This window comes from Rhodococcus sp. UYP9 (genome assembly GCF_040547235.1).
In the GTDB taxonomy this organism is placed as follows: domain Bacteria; phylum Actinomycetota; class Actinomycetes; order Mycobacteriales; family Mycobacteriaceae; genus Rhodococcoides.
Window position 1 is genome coordinate 60,586 of record NZ_JBEPPH010000005.1, and the last position, 17,502, is coordinate 78,087.

The 17,502-nt window shown below is 61.9% G+C and carries 18 protein-coding genes; 11 read left to right on the forward strand and 7 right to left on the reverse strand.

From position 1 onward, the window contains the following. Positions 1–2 precede the first annotated feature (2 nt). The gene (locus ABIB36_RS15670; protein WP_354561107.1) at positions 3–1,910 is read right to left on the reverse strand and encodes a flavin-containing monooxygenase; all 1,908 of its coding nucleotides are present in this window, start codon (positions 1,908–1,910) and stop codon (positions 3–5) included. A gap of 180 nt (positions 1,911–2,090) precedes the next feature. On the opposite strand from ABIB36_RS15670, the gene ABIB36_RS15675 reads away from it, so the two are divergent. The 6 genes from ABIB36_RS15675 to ABIB36_RS15700 all read left to right on the forward strand — a co-directional run bounded on the left by ABIB36_RS15675 (position 2,091) and on the right by ABIB36_RS15700 (position 7,103). Then, positions 2,091–2,750 (forward strand): nitroreductase family protein, encoded by a 660-nt coding sequence (locus ABIB36_RS15675; RefSeq protein ID WP_354561105.1) that lies wholly within the window; start codon positions 2,091–2,093, stop codon positions 2,748–2,750. Between the two features lie 29 nt (positions 2,751–2,779). Continuing rightward, a complete protein-coding gene (locus ABIB36_RS15680; protein ID WP_354561102.1) occupies positions 2,780–4,345 on the forward strand; it encodes a class I adenylate-forming enzyme family protein in 1,566 nt (521 codons plus the stop codon). Next, the gene (locus ABIB36_RS15685) at positions 4,342–4,968 is read left to right on the forward strand and encodes a TetR/AcrR family transcriptional regulator (protein ID WP_354561100.1); all 627 of its coding nucleotides are present in this window, start codon (positions 4,342–4,344) and stop codon (positions 4,966–4,968) included. Before ABIB36_RS15680 ends, ABIB36_RS15685 begins: the two co-directional genes overlap by 4 nt. Beyond that, on the forward strand, positions 4,961–6,100 hold the full coding sequence (locus tag ABIB36_RS15690) for a serine hydrolase domain-containing protein (protein WP_354561097.1): 1,140 nt from the start codon (positions 4,961–4,963) through the stop codon (positions 6,098–6,100). Before ABIB36_RS15685 ends, ABIB36_RS15690 begins: the two co-directional genes overlap by 8 nt. A gap of 40 nt (positions 6,101–6,140) precedes the next feature. Continuing rightward, complete coding sequence (locus ABIB36_RS15695) at positions 6,141–6,638, forward strand: SRPBCC family protein (protein WP_354561095.1); 498 nt, start codon at positions 6,141–6,143, stop codon at positions 6,636–6,638. Positions 6,639–6,746: 108 nt separating this feature from the next. Further along, positions 6,747–7,103, forward strand: coding sequence for a VOC family protein (locus tag ABIB36_RS15700; protein ID WP_354561093.1), 357 nt, complete (start codon positions 6,747–6,749; stop codon positions 7,101–7,103). A gap of 32 nt (positions 7,104–7,135) precedes the next feature. Here ABIB36_RS15700 and ABIB36_RS15705 read toward each other — a convergent pair whose 3' ends face one another. Both ABIB36_RS15705 and ABIB36_RS15710 read right to left on the reverse strand, forming a co-directional pair. Next, the gene (locus ABIB36_RS15705) at positions 7,136–7,816 is read right to left on the reverse strand and encodes a nucleoside/nucleotide kinase family protein (RefSeq protein WP_354561090.1); all 681 of its coding nucleotides are present in this window, start codon (positions 7,814–7,816) and stop codon (positions 7,136–7,138) included. Beyond that, the gene (locus ABIB36_RS15710; protein WP_354561088.1) at positions 7,813–8,835 is read right to left on the reverse strand and encodes an EamA family transporter; all 1,023 of its coding nucleotides are present in this window, start codon (positions 8,833–8,835) and stop codon (positions 7,813–7,815) included. Before ABIB36_RS15710 ends, ABIB36_RS15705 begins: the two co-directional genes overlap by 4 nt. A 38-nt stretch (positions 8,836–8,873) precedes the next feature. On the opposite strand from ABIB36_RS15710, the gene ABIB36_RS15715 reads away from it, so the two are divergent. From ABIB36_RS15715 to ABIB36_RS15730, 4 genes are all read left to right on the forward strand, one after another. Next, positions 8,874–9,407, forward strand: coding sequence for a CGNR zinc finger domain-containing protein (locus ABIB36_RS15715; RefSeq protein ID WP_354561085.1), 534 nt, complete (start codon positions 8,874–8,876; stop codon positions 9,405–9,407). A gap of 128 nt (positions 9,408–9,535) precedes the next feature. Further along, positions 9,536–9,967: a YciI family protein gene (locus tag ABIB36_RS15720; protein WP_354561083.1), complete on the forward strand. Its 432-nt coding sequence runs from the start codon at positions 9,536–9,538 to the stop codon at positions 9,965–9,967. Positions 9,968–9,971: 4 nt separating this feature from the next. Continuing rightward, positions 9,972–11,234 (forward strand): RNA polymerase sigma factor, encoded by a 1,263-nt coding sequence (locus ABIB36_RS15725; protein WP_354561080.1) that lies wholly within the window; start codon positions 9,972–9,974, stop codon positions 11,232–11,234. 88 nt (positions 11,235–11,322) lie between these two features. After that, the gene (locus tag ABIB36_RS15730) at positions 11,323–12,123 is read left to right on the forward strand and encodes an acyl-CoA thioesterase (protein ID WP_354561078.1); all 801 of its coding nucleotides are present in this window, start codon (positions 11,323–11,325) and stop codon (positions 12,121–12,123) included. A 75-nt stretch (positions 12,124–12,198) separates the two neighbouring features. Here ABIB36_RS15730 and ABIB36_RS15735 read toward each other — a convergent pair whose 3' ends face one another. The 3 genes from ABIB36_RS15735 to ABIB36_RS15745 all read right to left on the reverse strand — a co-directional run bounded on the left by ABIB36_RS15735 (position 12,199) and on the right by ABIB36_RS15745 (position 15,674). Beyond that, entirely contained in the window at positions 12,199–13,794 is a 1,596-nt protein-coding gene (locus tag ABIB36_RS15735; protein WP_354561076.1) for an ABC-F family ATP-binding cassette domain-containing protein, read from the reverse strand. 120 nt (positions 13,795–13,914) lie between these two features. Continuing rightward, positions 13,915–14,922: a class I SAM-dependent methyltransferase gene (locus ABIB36_RS15740; RefSeq protein ID WP_354561073.1), complete on the reverse strand. Its 1,008-nt coding sequence runs from the start codon at positions 14,920–14,922 to the stop codon at positions 13,915–13,917. 101 nt (positions 14,923–15,023) lie between these two features. Beyond that, on the reverse strand, positions 15,024–15,674 hold the full coding sequence (locus ABIB36_RS15745) for a SanA/YdcF family protein (RefSeq protein WP_354561071.1): 651 nt from the start codon (positions 15,672–15,674) through the stop codon (positions 15,024–15,026). 164 nt (positions 15,675–15,838) lie between these two features. Between ABIB36_RS15745 and ABIB36_RS15750 the strand changes: the two genes are divergently transcribed. Beyond that, positions 15,839–16,114, forward strand: a complete 276-nt coding sequence (locus ABIB36_RS15750; protein ID WP_354561068.1) for a hypothetical protein — start codon at positions 15,839–15,841, stop codon at positions 16,112–16,114. 100 nt (positions 16,115–16,214) lie between these two features. Here ABIB36_RS15750 and aztD read toward each other — a convergent pair whose 3' ends face one another. Then, positions 16,215–17,456: a zinc metallochaperone AztD gene (gene aztD, locus ABIB36_RS15755; RefSeq protein ID WP_354561066.1), complete on the reverse strand. Its 1,242-nt coding sequence runs from the start codon at positions 17,454–17,456 to the stop codon at positions 16,215–16,217. Positions 17,457–17,502 lie beyond the last annotated feature (46 nt).

Consider the following 17,502-nt stretch of genomic DNA (forward strand, 5'->3'; position numbering starts at 1 on the left):
TGTCAGACGCTCGATGCCTGCCGTGCCTTTTCGACGAGATAGTCGCCCATGTCGGCGCTGTGGGTCATTTCCCAGTAGTCGACGATGCGCCAGGGCAATGTCGATACCACCCGTCCAGCGTCGTTTCGGTACCAGTTGTCCATGCCCGGGTGCGTCCAGATCATCCGCGAGTGCGCCTCGTCGTGGCGTCGCAGGTAGTCTTCTTCGACTTCGGGCTTGCACTCGACAGCGCCGATTCGATTGTCCGACATGTATTTCAGGACATCCATGATGTAGCGGACCTGACATTCCGCGATGGTGATGTAGCTACCACCGTGCCCGAGGACGGTACCGGGCCCGCAGGTCAGGAAGAGATTGGGGAAGTCCGGCACGGTGATGCCGAGGTGCGCATGGGCGTCCTCGGGACCCCACCCGTCGCGGATCGACCTACCAGAGCGACCACGAACTTCGATGGGCGTCAGCAACTTGTGCGTCTCGAAGCCGGTAGCCAGGATCACGACATCGACCTCGACCTCGGTCCCCCGCTGTCCCCGCACGGTGTCGGCACCGATCGAGGCGACACCCTCGGCCACGAGGGTGACATTGTCGCGGCGAAGGGCATCGAACCACCCGTTATCGAGCAACATGCGCTTACCGAACGGGGGGTAGTCCGGCAGCGACTTCTCGATCAGATCCGGCCTGCCTTCGAGCGCGTTCTCCAGGTATCGGGTGAACACTCGCCGGTGCGCATCGTTGATCGCGTTGACCGATTGTGCTGGGTTCTTCCACTCCGGATCGACCTGCAGCGACGGGTGGACGCGGTCGTTGAAATTCCAGGCGAGTCGCGCTCGATACCAGAGCCGATACAGCGGCACCGTCTCCATCAGGTAGCTGACGTCTTCGTCGATGGGGGCGAAATAGACGTCACTCGACGCGACCCACTGCGGCGAGCGCTGGAACACCGTCGCATGACCGACCGTCGAGGCGATGGCGGGAAGTACCTGCATGGCGCTGGCGCCGGTGCCGATGATGGCAACGCGTTTGCCGGTCAGATCGAGCCCCTCGGGCCACTCTGCGGTGTGAAAGATCGGTCCACGGAATGCGTCGATACCCGGTATCGGGGGGACCTTCGGGCGATTGAGTTGGCCGGTGGCGGTGATGACCACATCTGCGGTCAGGACTTCACCGCTCGTCGTGGTGACGGTCCATCGTTGCCGCTCCGCGTCGTATACGGAGGTGGCGACCTCGGTGTCGAATCGAATTCGTTCCCGGAGATCGTGGTCGGTGGCCACATCGCTGAGGTACTGCCAGACCTCTTCACGCTTGCCGAAATGTGTGCTCCAGGACCGTGGAGCAAAGGAATATGAATAGAGGTGACTGGGTGTGTCGACACCCGCCCCTGGGTAGGTGTTCTCGAACCAGCCGCCCCCCACGTCGGAATTCTTCTCCAGCACAACGTGATCGATTCCGGCTTCACGTAGCTTGATGGCTGCGAGCATGCCCGAAACGCCTGCCCCGATGACGATGACCGACAGGGCACTGGCGGTGACTGCCGGTTCCGGGGCAGAGACGAATCCCATGTCCTCGGCGATCATCGACGCAAATTCCGGTGGCACCGACTCACCCACCGCGGCGCTGATCATCTCTACGAGTTGATCGTTCGACGGCGACGGGAGTGCCGGCGGCGTACCGTTCGTCCACTCGGAGATGGCGTCGAGGGCGGCAGCCCTGATCCTCTGCGCGGCGTCGGGCGCAAACCCGCCGGCATCGTTGTCGTCCATGCCACGGCTGCGGGTCGGCAGGTAGGGGGCCTCGAGCCAGACATGGTCGCCGGTGAGTTGGTAGAGCACTGCGACCAGGCTCGGCATGTTTGCCGAGTCGAGCGCCCGAGCCAGCCGGTCGCGGTCGGCAGTATTCACAGATGCAGACATGTTGAACCTCTTTCAGCGCCCGAGAAAAGCGAACTCCATAAAAACTAACCACAGTTAGGTAAATATCCGCAAGCACTTCGACGAATCCGCACTAAGCGCAAAGCTGCCACTTGACAATGTGGCATACACCACACAATGCTTCAGGCACTACCTAACAGTGGACAGGCGAAGGGATTCAACATGGAGCTCACCGAGGCAATGCGCACGACCGGAACCTGCCGGCGGTACCTCAGCGACCCGGTGCCCGACGAGGTGTTCAGGAAAGCCTTCGACGTCGCTCGCTTCGGACCCCAGGGCGGTAATCGTCAGCCGGTGCGATGGATCGTCGTCCGCGAGCAAGCCCGCAAGCAGGCCCTCGCCGACCTGTATCTGCCGATGTGGGATGCCTACTTTGCCGGCATCACCGGCGGAACAGTAGCCGTCGGCGCCCTCCCGAAAACAGTGCAGGACGCCGACTTCTTCGCCCGCCACCTGGCCGAAGTACCCGCAATTGTCGTCGTGTGCGCGGCAGTGGACGGCTTGCATCCCACCGACCACGAACTCGGCAGACTCTCCGTCGTCGGTGGCGCTTCGATCTACCCGACAGTGCAGAACCTGTGCCTGACCTTGCGGGACCAAGGCGTGGCCACCGCGGTGACCACACTGTTGTGCGCAGAAGAACCCAAGGTACGCGAACTACTCGAAATCCCCGAGGGGTACATCACCGCCGCTCACATCGCCGTCGGATACCCTGAACGGCCGTTTCCCAAGAAACTCACCCGCGATCCCGTCGAGCAGATCGTCGCCCTCGAAACGTTCACCCAGCCGATGTTCGACGCCACCCTGTCCCCCGCGCTCTGAGCCGACCGAACATCTTCAGGAGAGACATAGTGACCGGCACTGCCCAGCATCACCGTTCGTTGATCGGCCGCGCCACCATCGGCGATCAACTTCGTCGACACGCGCGAACGCAGCCGAACAAGACCGCGTTCATCAGCTACCGATCCGACGGTACGCGCCTGGTCACCACTTACGGAGAGCTCGACGCACACGCGAACCGATTCGCCAATCTCCTCCTCGATCTCGGTGTGCGGCACGGTGACCGAGTCGCGTCGATGGCCCGCAACAGCGTCGATGTGGTCATCGCCTACTACGGCACACTCAAGATCGGTGCGGCGTTCACCGGCATCAACGTCATGTATCGATCAGCAGAAGTGCGGCACCAGCTCGAACACGCAGAGCCGACCGTGGTGGTAGCCGATGTCGAATTCGCCGACGCGGTCGCCGGCGTCAAACCGGAGTCGACGACGCTCGTCACGTTCGGCGCGCACTACGAGGAGCTGACGGCGCAGATGCCCTCGTCCGACCCCGAAGTCGACATGGACGAGAACGACGTCGCCATGGTCATCTACACCTCCGGCACCGAGGCCGCACCGAAGGGTGTGATGATTCCCCATCGCAACTTCCTGATCTCCACGGCGCCCGCGTGGAGTTGGGGTCTGCGGACCGGCCCCGAGGACACCTGGTTGTTCGTCATGCCGTTCCACACCATCGCAGGCCTCGGATCGATGACAACTCTGACACTGATGGGTGCCACGCTCGTGTTGCCTGCAACCGTCGACCCGGCACTCTCACTCCAGATCATCGCCGACGAGAAGATCTCGGTCATCGCCCAAACTCCGACGTTCTACATGGCACTCGCTCGCGACTCCGCTTTCGGGAGCACCGCAGTCGGGCAGGTCCGGCGTTGTCTCACCTACGGTGGCCAGGTCTCACCCCACACCATCGAGGCGTGGGCGAGTGCGGCACCGGAGGCAATCTGGGGCACCTACTGGGGACAATCGGAACTTTCCCAACTGGGATCGGTCGGCTGGTTCTCCACCCTCGACGACATTCCCGGTGGCGACGCGTCGTGGATCGGTAAACCGGTCACGCACCTGGAGATCAAGGTCGTCGACGCCGAAGGCAACGACGCCGAGATCGGCGAATTGGTGTGTCGCACTCCGTCGGTGATGCTCGGATACTTCAAGGACGAGGAACGAACCGCCGAAGTCTTCCGTGGCGGCTGGGTACACACCGGCGATATGGTGCGCGTCGACACCGATGGAAATCTGTTCTTCTACGATCGCATGAAGGACATGATCAAGACCGGGGGAATGAATGTATCTTCGCAAGAGGTCGAACGCGCCATTCACGCACACCCGGAGGTGCTGCGGGCAGCTGTCGTCGGAGTGCCTGATCCCTATTGGTCCGAGGCAGTGACTGCTTTCGTCATCGCGCGCGAGGGGTGCACACCCGATCCGCAGGCCATCATCGAGCACTGCCGGATCGAACTGGCGACCTACAAGGCTCCGAAATCCGTGCACATCGTCGAAGAATTACCAGTCGACGCGCAGGGCAAAATCCTCAAGAGGAACCTGCGGACCATGGCCACCACAGCGGAGGAGCCCGTATGACCGCGCCCGATCGAGAAGCCGTCGTCCCACGCCAGATACGAACGCAACGCCGCCGCGAGGACATCGCGTCGAAAGCAGCAGAGATCTTTGCGCGCGACGGGTACGCCAACGTCGGTATGCGTGACATCGCCGACGCCGTCGGGATCCGCGGAGCAAGCCTCTACCACCACTTTCAGTCCAAGGAAGACATTCTCTTCGCGGTCTGCCTTACTGTCACCCAGGAGCCCTCCGAAGAGAATCTGCCACTGCTCGACGCACCGGGCACGCCCACAGAACGATTGGCCTCGCTGGTGCGGGCACATCTCGTACATCTCAACCTTCGACGCGTCGAGTACATCGTCGGGCTCCACGAGCTGGCGTCGCTGACGCCGGAACACCGGGCCACGATCGAGGACTATCGGCGGCGCTACCAACGACGCGTGCGCGAGGTCATTGCCGCCGGTATGCACACTGGGGAGTTCACGGTGTCCGACGCCCGCGTAGCCGCCTTCGCGGTGACGGACATGCTGAACGGAATCAGTAACTGGTTCCATGACGGAGGGGATCTGAGCATCGAAGCCGTCGCAGACACCTACGTCGATCTCGCTGTGCACCGACTGCTCGGCGCGTCGAGCAATGGTTGACGGCGACTGGGAACCGGGCTTTCATCAGGTACGCGATGCGTTGGCTGCCGACATCGATTCGGGTGCGGAACTCGGTGCCTCGGTCGTCGTCGACATCGACGGCCGCCGTGTGGTCGATATCTGGGGTGGACACTGCGATTCCGCACGGACTCGTCCGTGGGTTCGCGACACGATCACCAATGTCTGGTCGACGACCAAGACGGTCACCAACCTCGCCGCATTGATGCTGATGGATCGCGGACTCCTGGACCCCTATGCACCGGTTGCCAAGTATTGGCCCGAGTTCGAGGCCAACGGCAAACACGACATCGAGGTGCGGCACCTGCTGTCGCACACATCCGGCGTCTCGGGTTGGGACGCACCGTTCACCACCGAGAACATGTACGACTGGGAGCTGGCCACTACTCGATTGGCTGCGCAGGCGCCGTGGTGGGATTCGCGCACCACGTCCGGGTACCACGCAGCGACGCAAGGGCATCTCGTCGGCAAACTCGTGCGCCGCACAGCGGGTAAGACGTTGGCGCAGTTCGTCGCCGAAGATATCGCTCGCCCTCTCGGCGCCGACTTCCAAATCGGTGCTCACGAGCAGGACTGGGAACGCATCGCCGCCGTCGTGCCGCCACCCGTGAGCACTTCGTCGAAAATTCCCGACCCGTCGAAAGTGCGACGCCGAACCTTCCTGGGCCCGCTGATCGACGCCGAGTCCGCGAACACCGCGCCCTGGCGCCGCGCCGAGCTGGGTGCGCTCAACGGTCACGGTAATGCTCGCTCCGTCGCAACGATCTTGTCCGCGCTCTCACTCGGCGGAACGGTCGACGGCGTACGTCTACTCGGACGCGACGCTGTGGAGCTTGCGTTCGACGAGCAGAGTAGCGGCGTCGATTTGGCCTTGGGTGTGCCGCTTCGTTTCGGGATCGGATTCGCGCTGCCCCAGCTGGAGACGGTTCCTTACATTCCTGACGAGAAGATATGTTTCTGGGGCGGATGGGGTGGGTCACTGATCGTCATGCATCCCGAGAGTGGAATGACGTTCTCCTACATGATGAATCGCATGGGTGAGGGGATCATCGGATCCGATCGAGCCCAACATTATCTCGAGGCCACGTACGCCGCGCTGGGCGCAAGCTCATGAGAAGAAACTCGATGAGTCGAGAAGAAATGGACGAGACGCGATGACCGTCATCAGCATCGACAGGGATGAGAAAAACCTCGCCTTCACGATCGTTGCCGAGTTCGACGCGACGCTCGAACGCGTCTGGCAGATCTGGGCAGACCCACGCATGCTCGAACTGTGGTGGGCTCCAAGTACTTCGCCGGCGACGTTCGAGACCCATGAATTCGAACCAGGCGGAGTGGCCCACTACTACATGCTCGGTTCTCACGGGCAGAAAGTTCGGGGGCGGTGGTCGATCACCGCAATCGATGCTCCGCGAACCTTGTCCTTCGACGACGGGTTTGCCGACTCCGATTGGGAACCCATCGAAGATATGGGCACCGCGCATGCTCTCGTCGAACTGGTGGATCTGGGCGGTCGGACGCGGATGACTACGAAGATGACCTTCGATAACGCAGATCAGATGCAGCCGATGGCCGAGATGAAGATGGATGAGGACTTGGTGACAGCAATGTGCCAAATCGACGGAATCCTCGCGGAGCCGATCATCTCGTAGGACGCCGGGCGGGCATGGTGTTCCACTTGCGACGAGATTACGCGGGAATCCGCTTGTCCGGCCCGCAAGTGGAACATCATGCTCGCACTCCATGTGAGAATCTCCACCATGACCGAAAACATGCATCACCGACTGAACTACATCGAGTTTTCCGTGACCGATCTGCCTGGCGCCCAAGCGTTGTACAGCACCGCATTCGGCTGGGATTTCAACAGCTACGGCCCTGGATACGCAGGGATTGTCGGTGCCGACGGTGATGAAGTGGGCGGCCTGGCATTGGTGGACGAACCTGCACCGCGGGGCGGCCCACTCGTACTCTTGTATTCCGATGACCTCGATGCTTCGTTGGCGTCCATACGTACAGCCGGCGGCACCCTGCTGAAGGACCCCTACGAGTTTCCCGGCGGTCGACGCTTTCATTTCGCCGATCCCAGCGGCAACGAACTCGGCGTTTGGGGCCCGTGATGGACATCGGGTGATCGGCCTCGCAGCCAGCCCTATTCGAAAAATGCGTATGGGGCCTCTGGAACCGCAAAGACCAGATCGGCTCGCTCACGCGCCCCTGCAACGATATCGGAGTTGGGAAGATCCACTCGTTCGGTCCATGTACGTGCATCGGCGAGCGCTTTTCCGTAACGACGCTGCCTACTGATCAACCGTTCGGTGAGAATGTTCTGCGCGACGTCGAGATACCAGACCTCGTCGAGTGCCGCTCGAACCACCTGCCATCCCCCGTTTGCGGACAGCAGGTAGTTGCCTTCGGTGATAATCAGGGCAGTGCTGCGCAGAATCGGCACTGCTGATCCGACCGATTCTTCCGTTCCGCGATCGAATCGCGGTGCGTAGAGCACCTCGGCATCCTGCTTGCGTAGCCGCCCGAGCAATGCGACGTACCCGTCCACATCGAACGTGTCGGGCGCTCCTTTGCGGTCACGTCTGGAGAGCCTGGTCAGCTCGCTGTTCGCAAGGTGAAATCCGTCCATCTCGACGATCGCGACCCTCGCTCCGAGCGCCTCGCCGAGAGCCTTACACACCGTCGACTTTCCTGAGCCAGGAGGACCGGTGATACCCAGGATCTTTCGTTCGCCGGAGCTGACCGAGTCGCGAGCTCGCTCGGTCATGTACTCGAGCATCCGATCGAACGACTCAGCGCGATACACCGGTTGATGCTTGCTCACTCCTGAACTTTCCTTTCGGGCGCGCACGCCACCGGCGAAATACGACCTACACATCCATCATGCCCTGCACCGCTGGCACCACCTTTCGGCTCTCCGAGCTTGACGATCACAACCCCGAGCAGAATGAGGCCGCCGCCGCACACCTGAACGAGCCGCGGAGTCTCACCGAGCAAGAGCCAGGCGAACACGAGAGCGGACAGGACCTCGGTGAGCCCGACGAACGAGGCGAGGCGCGAGCCGAGTCTGCGGATCGCAGCGATTCCGCAGACGTAAGCGAGCGCGGCGGTGACCACGCCCAACAAGGCGATCGACACCCACCAGGGCACGGTTGCACCGGCAAGGACCACATTCGAGGTGGTGGCGGCGAACGGCACGATCCCGATCAACCCTGCCACCATCAGGATTACTCCGCCGAACAACAACCCGCCCGCCGCGAGCGCCAACGGCGGTAGACCGTGCCCTTCTTCGGCCGACATGATCCAGTAGACGGCTGCTCCGGCCATCGCACCGAGAGCCCACAGAACTCCGATCGGGTCGATCGATGCACCCGAGATCAAGTCGAGCACGAACACCAGACCGACTGCCGCCACGGCCGCACCGAAGACGGTCTTGACCGTTGGACGTTGCTTGTGGCGCAACCACATCCAGCCGATAACTGCGATAGGCGAGGTGAATTCGATCAGTAGTGCAACACCGACCGGCATGTAACCGACAGCATTGAAGAACGCAAGCTGACATCCCGCGACGGCGATCGCTCCGTACGCGACGATGGTTCCCAGGCTGCGGGGTACGAGATTCCAGCGACCCCGCATCGCCAACGCACCGGGGAGAGCAAGGACCGCGGCCGCGATCAGAACTCGCGCGGTCACCGCAGCCCCAGCAGTCCAACCGGCGTCGAGAAGCCCCTTTCCCAGTGGCCCGGAGAGACCGAATGCCGCCGAGGACACCGCGGCCAGGCCGAGTCCCGAGGCCAGCCTGGAGGTTGGCTGCACGCGAATGTCATCGGTCAAACTCGTCATGGCACCTTACGTTAAGGATCACAATGTAAGGTGTCAACATGGTTTTTGCTCATGACACCGAAGGGGCGATGCTGTCCGCAGTCGTCTTGGTGAACTCGGCGGAGGATCCGGACACGATGACGACGCTCGAGCAACTGTCAGCGTTCTTCGTCGAGCAGGGCTACACCGGCAGATTCGACGGCGATCTCGCCGAGCTCGACGCAGTACGCGCGCTGCGGCCACTGTTGCGGGCACTGCTCACCAGCGACCGCGACGGTGCCGTGGAGATCGTCAACCAGATTCTCGCCGACGCCGAAGCACTGCCGCGGTTGGTCCGCCACGGAGACATGGACTGGCACCTGCATGCGGTGAGCGACGACAGGCCCCTGGCAGACAGGATCGCCGTCGAGTCGGCCATGGCGATGATCGATGTGATTCGTGCCGACGAACTCTCACGGTTCGACGTCTGCGCGGCCGACTGCGGCGGCATCGTGTTCGACCTTTCCCGTAACCGTTCCCGAAAGTTTTGCTCTTCTTCCTGCGGAAACAGGACTGCGGTCGCGGCCTATCGCGCCAGGCAAGGCAGTTCGTGACGGTCGTTCGAGCCCGAGTTTTCTATCGAAGTAGATTCCTTTTCGGCTGATGTCGATCGATTCTCGACCCGTTCGACGTATAGGTAGAGGGACCGAAGAGGACGTCCCCGCAGCGGAGGAGAACCGAAATGAAGTACATGTTGATCATGCGCACCACCGACCAGGCCATCGAAGCTGCCAAGGACATGGACTTCGCCGAGATCATCAACGCTATGGGCGCGTACAACGAGTCGCTCCTGAAGGCAGGAGTCCTACTAGCAGGTGAGGGGTTGGCGGGACCGGAAGAGGGCTTCATCGTCGACTTCGATGCCGAGACACCGATCATCTCCGACGGGCCGTACGGAGAGACCAAGGAGTTGTTCTCGGGATTCTGGATCATCCAGACCTCCTCGAAGGACGAGGCAGTCGAATGGGCCAAGCGCTGCCCGCTCGGCCCCGGCGTGAAGCTCGAGGTCCGTCGCGTCACCGAGATGGAAGAGTTCGATCAGAGCAACGAATACATTCGCAAGGAAGCCGGTTGGCGCGAGGAGCTCGGGACCGATCGACCTGTTTCTTCCTGAAGCTATGACCGAAGATGTTCGACGCGAGGTCGAGGCCGTGTGGCGGATCGAGTCGGCGAAAATTCTCGCAACGCTCACCCGAACTGTCGGCGATCTAGAACTCGCCGAGGACCTTGCCGGACAGGCTCTGCTCGAAGCCGTGGAGCAGTGGCCCACTTCCGGCGTTCCCCGCAACCCGGCTGCATGGCTGATCTCGGTCGCGAGAAGGCGGGCGATCGACGGATGGCGCCGCAAAGATCGGCTCGACGAGCGTTATACGCACTTCGCCCGCGAATTGGAGAACGACGCCTCGGCATTGGAAACCGAGACGTGGGATCCCGACCGTATCGACGACGACATCCTACGGCTGATCTTCGTTGCGTGCCATCCGGTTCTCAATCGAAAAGCTCAGGTGGCGTTGACGCTTCGGGTTGTCGGCGGACTGACGACCGAGGAGATCGCGAAGGCGTTGCTGATATCGACGGCGACGGTTCAGCAGCGCATCGTGCGGGCCAAGAAGACGCTCACCGCAGCGAAGGTGGCCTTCGAGGTGCCGGGACGCGAGGAGTTTGCCAGCCGACTGGGCGGGGTCCTCAGCGTTGTGTATCTGGTGTTCAACGAGGGTTACGCGGCCAGTTCGGGTGAGGAGTGGATGCGCACCGACCTCAGCAACGAAGCGCTGCGGTTGGCACGCATCCTGGCCGAACTGGTTCCGCAAGAGCCCGAAGTGCATGGCTTGGTAGCGCTGATGGAACTGACTGCGTCACGGTTCGGCGCCCGCACCGACCCCGACGGTGTGCCGATTCTGCTGTCCGAGCAGAACCGCACCAGGTGGGACCGCGGGCAGATCACCCGAGGCCTGGCGTCGCTTGCACGTGCCGACGCTATCGGGCGTGGTCGCGGCCCGTACAGCCTGCAGGCAGGGATCACGGAATGCCACGCCGTCGCAGCGACTTTCGCCGATACCGATTGGAAGCGAATCGTGTTGCTGTACGAGGCATTACAGCAGCTGGCGCCCTCACCCGTCGTCGACCTCAATCTTGCAGCAGCTGTCTCGATGGCCTACGGCCCGGTCATCGGCCTGGAGTACGTCGACAAGCTCGTCAGTGCGGGAACGCTCTCCGGATACCACCTGCTGCCGAGCGTGCGAGGAGACCTCCTTGCCCAGGTCGGTCGAATCGACGAAGCACGCATCGAATTACTCGAAGCCGCAAGGTTGGCGGGCAACGAGCGTGAGCGGGCGGTGCTGATCGCCAAGGCCGCCGGACTCGGACGTACTCAGCGGTGATTGGGCGGGCGGCGGCAGCGCGGTCTTGATGTCAAGGCTCGGATACTATGACGCACAGCGTAGTACTGAACACACTTCTGGGAGCCCCATGACCGACACGCACCCCTTCGACGACGCGTTGACACTGGAAGCCGTCCGCGACGGCGTCGTTCGAGGTCACACGTCCACTGCATACAAAAACATGGTCGGACCGTTCGGTGGTCTCACCGCGGCAACGTTGATTCGCGCTGTCGAAAAGCATCCCGACCGGCTCGGCGAACCGATTTCGATCACGATCAACTTCGCCGGCCCTGTTTCCGACGGCGCATTCGAGATTTCCACTCGTGCCGTGCGCACCAACCGCAGCAATCAGCATTGGTATCTGGAACTTTCGCAGGACGGCGTGGTCGCCACCACCGCAACGGCCGTGTTCGGGACGCGTCGGGAAACCTGGAACGACGTCGAGGCATCGCTCCCGGCCGCACCGGCGCCGTCCGATCTCGAAGCCGGCGGGTTCCCGGACTTCATCGCCTGGGCCAAGAACTACGAAATGCATTTCGCTGCAGGCAAACTCAGTGAGGATGAAGCGACCGACTCGACGGCAACATTGTGGGTCCGCGATGCTCCCCCGCGGCCGCTCGATTTCGCATCGCTGACCTCGATGTGCGACATCTTCTATCCGCGCGTATTTCAGCGTCGCGGCAAATTTGTTCCGGCCGGGACGATTACACTCACCATCCATTACTTCGCGACTGCCGCAGATCTCGCGACGCAGGCCGAAGGTCATCTGCTCGGCACGGCGCGTGCGCGACGGTTCAACCAGGGGTATTTCGATCAGTCGGCCGAACTCTGGGGTACCGACGGCCACCTGCTCGCGACCAGCCATCAGGTCGTCTACTACAAGGACTGACGGTTTCTGCACACTACCGGGTGATATCGACGGGATCCGTCGATATCGCGCGATAGTGTGCAGAACAGGTACTTGCTACGCCATTTGAACGCCGGCGATTTCTTCTACTCCACCCTTGCCGTCGAAGGACAGTTGTCGGAACGCGACCTTTTCGACGAAGAACCTGTCGTGGCTCACGAGAATCACCGCTCCCGGGAACGCCATCAACGCCCGTTCGAGCACCTGGGTGCTCTGGAGGTCGAGGTGGTTGGTCGGCTCGTCGAGCACGATCACACCGGCACCGAACAGCAGGCACTGTGCCAACGCCACACGCGCTTTCTGCCCACCGGACAGCACGCCGATGCGTGTTTTGAGGTCCATCTCGGAGAACTGCAGCAATGTCAGGAAGCGATTGACTTCCTTCTTCGTTGCCGTCAAGGCCAGGCTGTCGGGCATCGCGTTGACCGAATGGGTGACCGTGTCGTCGAGGTCGAGATCGGCGAGCACCTGGTTGTAATAGATGAACGACGGCGCCTTGGTCTTCCATTTGATCTTTCCGCTGTCCGGCTTTTCCGAACCGGTGAGGATGTCGACCAACGTAGTCTTGCCGCAGCCGTTCGGCCCCGTGATGGCGATGCGGTCCCCGCGGTGGACAGTAAACGATACATTGTCGAAGAGTTGTTGGTCGCCATAGCTTTTCGAGATTCCCGAGATCTCGGCCAAGTTGTCGTGCACATGAAGCCCGCCGTAGATCGCGGAGACGACGGTGTCCACTGGACGCGGCGCTTTGCTCTTCTTGATGTTCGCCAGACGACGTTTGAGCACACCACTCGGGTTTTTGACAGCTTCTTTTCGGTCGCTGATCGCCTCTTGTTCGTAGGCCAGCAATTGCTGTTCGTTGCTGAACTCGCGTTCGAGGTTCTTGAGCCGAAACTGTTTCTGCTGAACGTAATCCGAGTAGCTGCCTTCGTACGTCTGCAGGTGGTGGTTCTCGATTTCGACGATGCCGGTGACGACCTGCTCGAGGAATGCTCGGTCGTGCGAGACGACGAGCAGTGCGCCACGGAAGTCGCGCAACCACCGCTCGAGCCAGGCGATGCCTGCGACGTCGAGGAAGTTGGTCGGCTCGTCGAGCAACAACACATCCGGGGCTTCGATCAGAATCTTGGCCAATGCTGCTCTGTTGCGCCAACCGCCGGACAACCGGTCCACCGGCAATTCGCGGCGTTCGGCGTTGAACCCGAGCATCGAGAGCACGGTGTCGATTTCCTGGTGGTACGTCCAGCCGCCCTTGTGCTCCATCAGGTCCAGCAGTTCGGCCTGACGATCGACGAGACGGTACATCTCCTTCTCGTCGAGGTCTCCCCCGAGCTTGCCCTCGACCTCGGCGAGTTCGAGTTCGATCGCGTGAACCTCGGTGAACAGCGATTCCAGCTCGGCTTGGATGCTGCGATCGCCGTCGAGTTCGGAGAACTGCGAAAAGTAACCGATCCGCGCGCCCTCGGTGACGTCGACAGTGCCCGAATCCGGGATCTCACGACCGAGCAAGAGCTGCAGAAGGGTGGTCTTGCCGGTACCGTTCCGACCGATCAGGCCGATGCGATCACCGTCTGCGAGGCGGAAGAAGACCTCGCGCAGCATCACTTTCTGGTCGTATCCCTTGGCAACGTCGTTCAAGCGGATCCAGCTCAACGAAAAAACAACTCCTGGGATACGGGGTCCGGTTCAGTGTTGAACCAGCCCGCCCACTGTACCGGGCGGAGCACAACACTGCCGGTGCCCCAGCTTCTACTCCCGCGGGTATCGACCCTGTCAGACTTTTTCGGCGACGATCCGCCAGTTGAGGTCCGCGATCTTCGCGCGCTCGGCCTGATTCCAGGCCTCACCTCCGGTCTGCAGCAGTTCTAGCGACTCTTCGACCCAAGGCGGCGCGACCTTCACTTTTTCCAGGCCGCGAACTGCCTTGCGACCGCGGCGAATCAGGTTGGCCTTCTCGTCGCACAGGGGCCAGGCCTCACTCTTCGACGGAGCCGACAGCACGATCCGGAAGCCCGCTCGCTCGAGGGCTGCGCACACATCTGCCGGGTACATCGACTGAGTCGCAGCAAGCGTTGGCAGGAACAACTTGTGCAGGGTGACGTGTTCTTCGTTGTCCCAGTCGAAGAACGGCGTCAGCAGGTACTCCGAGCAGGCATAGCGTCCGCCGGGCTTGAGGACCCGGTACATCTCCTGGGCGTGGGCATCGAGCTCGTCCTTCTTGAAGAACGGCCAGACTGCCTGGACGGAGAAGCAGCCGTCGAAAGACTCGGACTCGTAGTCGAGGGGCTTGTGGTGATCTCCGAACTTGAAGTGCAGCCGATCACTCATGCCACATCGGGCCGCCCATTCGTCGGCATTTTCGAGCTGATTGGGATCGATGTTGTAGCCCGAGACCTGTCCGCCGGTCAAGGTGGCCAGGTGATGCGCAATTCGGCCGCGTCCGCATCCCATGTCTAGCAGATGGGAATCGGCGGCGTCCTTCAGCGCCAACTCCTTCAGGAGCGCCTTCTCGAGCAGAATCTGGTTGCCGTAGAGCCCTTGCTTTCCATCGAGCATCGGCGGGATGTAGAGCTTCTCCAAATCGAACACCGACAGCATGTTGTTGAGGACCTTGTAGTAGTCCGCGACGGCCTTGGTTTCGTCAGCGGTGTCGGTAGCTTCACCTGCTTGCATGCGTTGGAAGAACTGAAATGCGTCGATGGCCGACTGTTTGTCCTCGTCCGAAAGCGTCGCGAGTCTCTTGATCCCCGTTGCAGCGGTCTTGATCCGATACCAGTCCACTTGTACGCCTTTCGAAGTCGGCAATCCTCGACCTCAAACTAGTACACGTTCCAGTTTTTCAAGTCCGAATTGGGACATCGTCGAAGTGGCTCTCGATTCCGTCAGCCTCTGGACGCCGCGGTGAGCGTTCCGTCCGGGGGCGTGACGACGGCGGGTGGGCGCCCGGAAAGTAGGTCGAGTACTGCTTTCGGGCGGGCCAACCACTCGCGCGCATAGTTCCGGACGACTGCCAGCCAGTTGCATTCGCACTCGGCGTCGATCCCGTGCGCATCGATGCCAGCGTCCCGGCACAGTGCGACGGCACGTGACACGTGCAGACCCTGGCTGACAATCAGTGCCCGGCTCACACCGAACGTGTCCGACGCACGGGCACAGGTGTCGAAGGTATCCAGACCGTAGTCGTCACCGACGATCTTGTCGCGATCGACTCCAGCGTCGACGAGATACTTTGTCATCGCCGCAATCTCGTTACCCGAACGGCCATGTGCGTCGCCGGACACCAGAATCGCTCGTGCCCTCCCCGAGTCGTAGACCTCTATGGCGGCATCGAGTCGGCCGGAGAGAAACTTCATCGGCTTGCCGTCTCGAACTTGCGAGCCGAGCACGATCACCACCGGCGCGTCCGGTGCGTCCGCGACGTCGTGAACACGGCCGGACGAGACCACGGCGACCCATGCAGCCGATGCCAGGACGATAGCGAGGACCACTCCGATCGCTCCGGCAATCGCACGAATCATCTTGCGGCTGAACATTTTCGATCTTCGTTCGTTGTTCGCCCTACTCACCCGACTCCGATCGTCCCGCGCACGTGATGTCTCACGTATACCGAAGCCAACCTACCTTGCCAGGATCGGGACGCTTCCCTTCCGAAAGCCGAGAGATCCGGCGTGCGGGAATGTAGCTACCATCGGCGTACATGGAACCGAAGAGCTACACCTCCGGCGAGCGAGTGTTCGGACCTCCTCGTGGGACGTTCGATGCAGATTGGGCAGCAACAGCTCTGCGCTCGAACCGTCCGGAACTCGACTTTGCGACATCAGTACGGGCCGTCGAACAGGCGTGGGATCTCCTGCGAACCCGCGATCTCCGAGGCGCCGAACTGGCGAAAGCGCTCGATATGGAACCCGATCTCGCTTCGGCGGTGGCAGCCGTCGCCACCGAGATCGCAGAGTTCTACCTCGATCGGTCCTAGCGCGGAGACAAGTCCCGGCTCGACCGTCAGCGACTACTACTTCGAGCGGGCCGACCTGGGAAGGAACGAGCCGGGAGTCATCAGGATCCGGGTTCGATTTCTACCTTCCGGTGACCCCGGTCAGCTCGTTGGGCGTGTGGGCCAGTTCGCCGGAAGTAGAAACTTTGCCGGTTGCCAGATCCACCGCATGAACCGCACTGCCGGCGGGATCCGACACGTATGCGATGCCGCCCTGCACGAACAACGCCGGTCGTGGTTCCTGCCACTTGACGGACTCTTCCCAGGCATCGACGACGGGGATCGTCTCAGTGACGGACTTGGTAGCGACGTCGATGATGTGGAGCGCTCCGTCGGTACCGAGCACGATCGCTTCCCCGGCCGGTCCGCGGCCGAGCGAGCGGAACGTGTAGCTGGTACCGAGGTCGACCAGCGTGAGCTCACCCGAGATGGTATCGGTCAACGACACACGGGTCGGACGCTCGATCTCGGCTTCCGGATCGGTCTTGTAGTCACCGAGCAGGATCGGTGAGTTCTCGTCGCCGGCCTGATTTCCGATGCGGCCGTACGTATCCGGGCTCTGTACCTTGCGGATCTCGCCGTCACGGTAAATGAGCAGGCCGTCCTGGCATCCCACAACAACGGTCTCCTCGGCGGCAACAGCTTCGCCGTGCACACCCGGGCATTGCTCGTTCCGGGCGATCTCGTTGCGATCGGCATCGAGCACGGTGATACCGGTGCGGTCGTCCTCGTTACCGATGGTGGTGAGCAGCGATCCGTCCGAGAGTGCCACCGCGACACCATGATGGGCTTCCGGCGTCGTATAGCTCTCGGCTTCGGGCTTGCTGCCTTCCAATAGCGCGGCCGACTCGAACATCTCGACCTTGCCGGTGCCGTCGTCGAAAAGGACGGTCTTGCCGTCGTGCCGCACGACGTGCCCCGGGGTGGTTGCGTCGAACTTGATGTCGGTCAACGCAGGGGTGGACGTGTACGACTGCGAACTGTCGGTCCAAGTACCGGCGTCGAGGGCGGTGAAAGCGCCTGAGCTGCTGACGAAGAGGTGCCGTCCGTCGCCGGCCGGGTTGAGTCGGGTGAAGCCTTCGATGCCGGAGATGTCCTCGACCGTTTCGAGCGTCGTAGCGTCGAGGATGAGCACGCCGCCGTCGTAGCTGGTGGCGATGCGGGGGGTGGGTGCCGGATGGGGCTCTGCGGCAGCCGTTTCGGCAGTGGGTTCGACAGACTCCGCTTCCGTGCCGGCTTCGGACGAGCAGGCCGCGAGAAGCGCGAGAAAAGTACTCAGCGCGACTGCCGCGCCGAGGGTGCCATACGAACGATTTGTCTTCATGATCCAAAAAGTACCGGTATTTGCAAACGATTGTCAAAACCACTTG

Bases quoted from the DNA above. Each gene is read 5' to 3' on its own strand.
- ABIB36_RS15670 (WP_354561107.1), bottom strand. From the start codon at position 1,910: ATGTCTGCATCTGTGAATACTGCCGACCGCGACCGGCTGGCTCGGGCG.
- ABIB36_RS15675 (WP_354561105.1), top strand. From the start codon at position 2,091: ATGGAGCTCACCGAGGCAATGCGCACGACCGGAACCTGCCGGCGGTAC.
- ABIB36_RS15685 (WP_354561100.1), top strand. From the start codon at position 4,342: ATGACCGCGCCCGATCGAGAAGCCGTCGTCCCACGCCAGATACGAACG.
- ABIB36_RS15690 (WP_354561097.1), top strand. From the start codon at position 4,961: ATGGTTGACGGCGACTGGGAACCGGGCTTTCATCAGGTACGCGATGCG.
- ABIB36_RS15695 (WP_354561095.1), top strand. From the start codon at position 6,141: ATGACCGTCATCAGCATCGACAGGGATGAGAAAAACCTCGCCTTCACG.
- ABIB36_RS15700 (WP_354561093.1), top strand. From the start codon at position 6,747: ATGACCGAAAACATGCATCACCGACTGAACTACATCGAGTTTTCCGTG.
- ABIB36_RS15710 (WP_354561088.1), bottom strand. From the start codon at position 8,835: ATGACGAGTTTGACCGATGACATTCGCGTGCAGCCAACCTCCAGGCTG.
- ABIB36_RS15715 (WP_354561085.1), top strand. From the start codon at position 8,874: ATGGTTTTTGCTCATGACACCGAAGGGGCGATGCTGTCCGCAGTCGTC.
- ABIB36_RS15720 (WP_354561083.1), top strand. From the start codon at position 9,536: ATGAAGTACATGTTGATCATGCGCACCACCGACCAGGCCATCGAAGCT.
- ABIB36_RS15725 (WP_354561080.1), top strand. From the start codon at position 9,972: ATGACCGAAGATGTTCGACGCGAGGTCGAGGCCGTGTGGCGGATCGAG.
- ABIB36_RS15730 (WP_354561078.1), top strand. From the start codon at position 11,323: ATGACCGACACGCACCCCTTCGACGACGCGTTGACACTGGAAGCCGTC.
- ABIB36_RS15745 (WP_354561071.1), bottom strand. From the start codon at position 15,674: ATGTTCAGCCGCAAGATGATTCGTGCGATTGCCGGAGCGATCGGAGTG.
- ABIB36_RS15750 (WP_354561068.1), top strand. From the start codon at position 15,839: ATGGAACCGAAGAGCTACACCTCCGGCGAGCGAGTGTTCGGACCTCCT.
- aztD (WP_354561066.1), bottom strand. From the start codon at position 17,456: ATGAAGACAAATCGTTCGTATGGCACCCTCGGCGCGGCAGTCGCGCTG.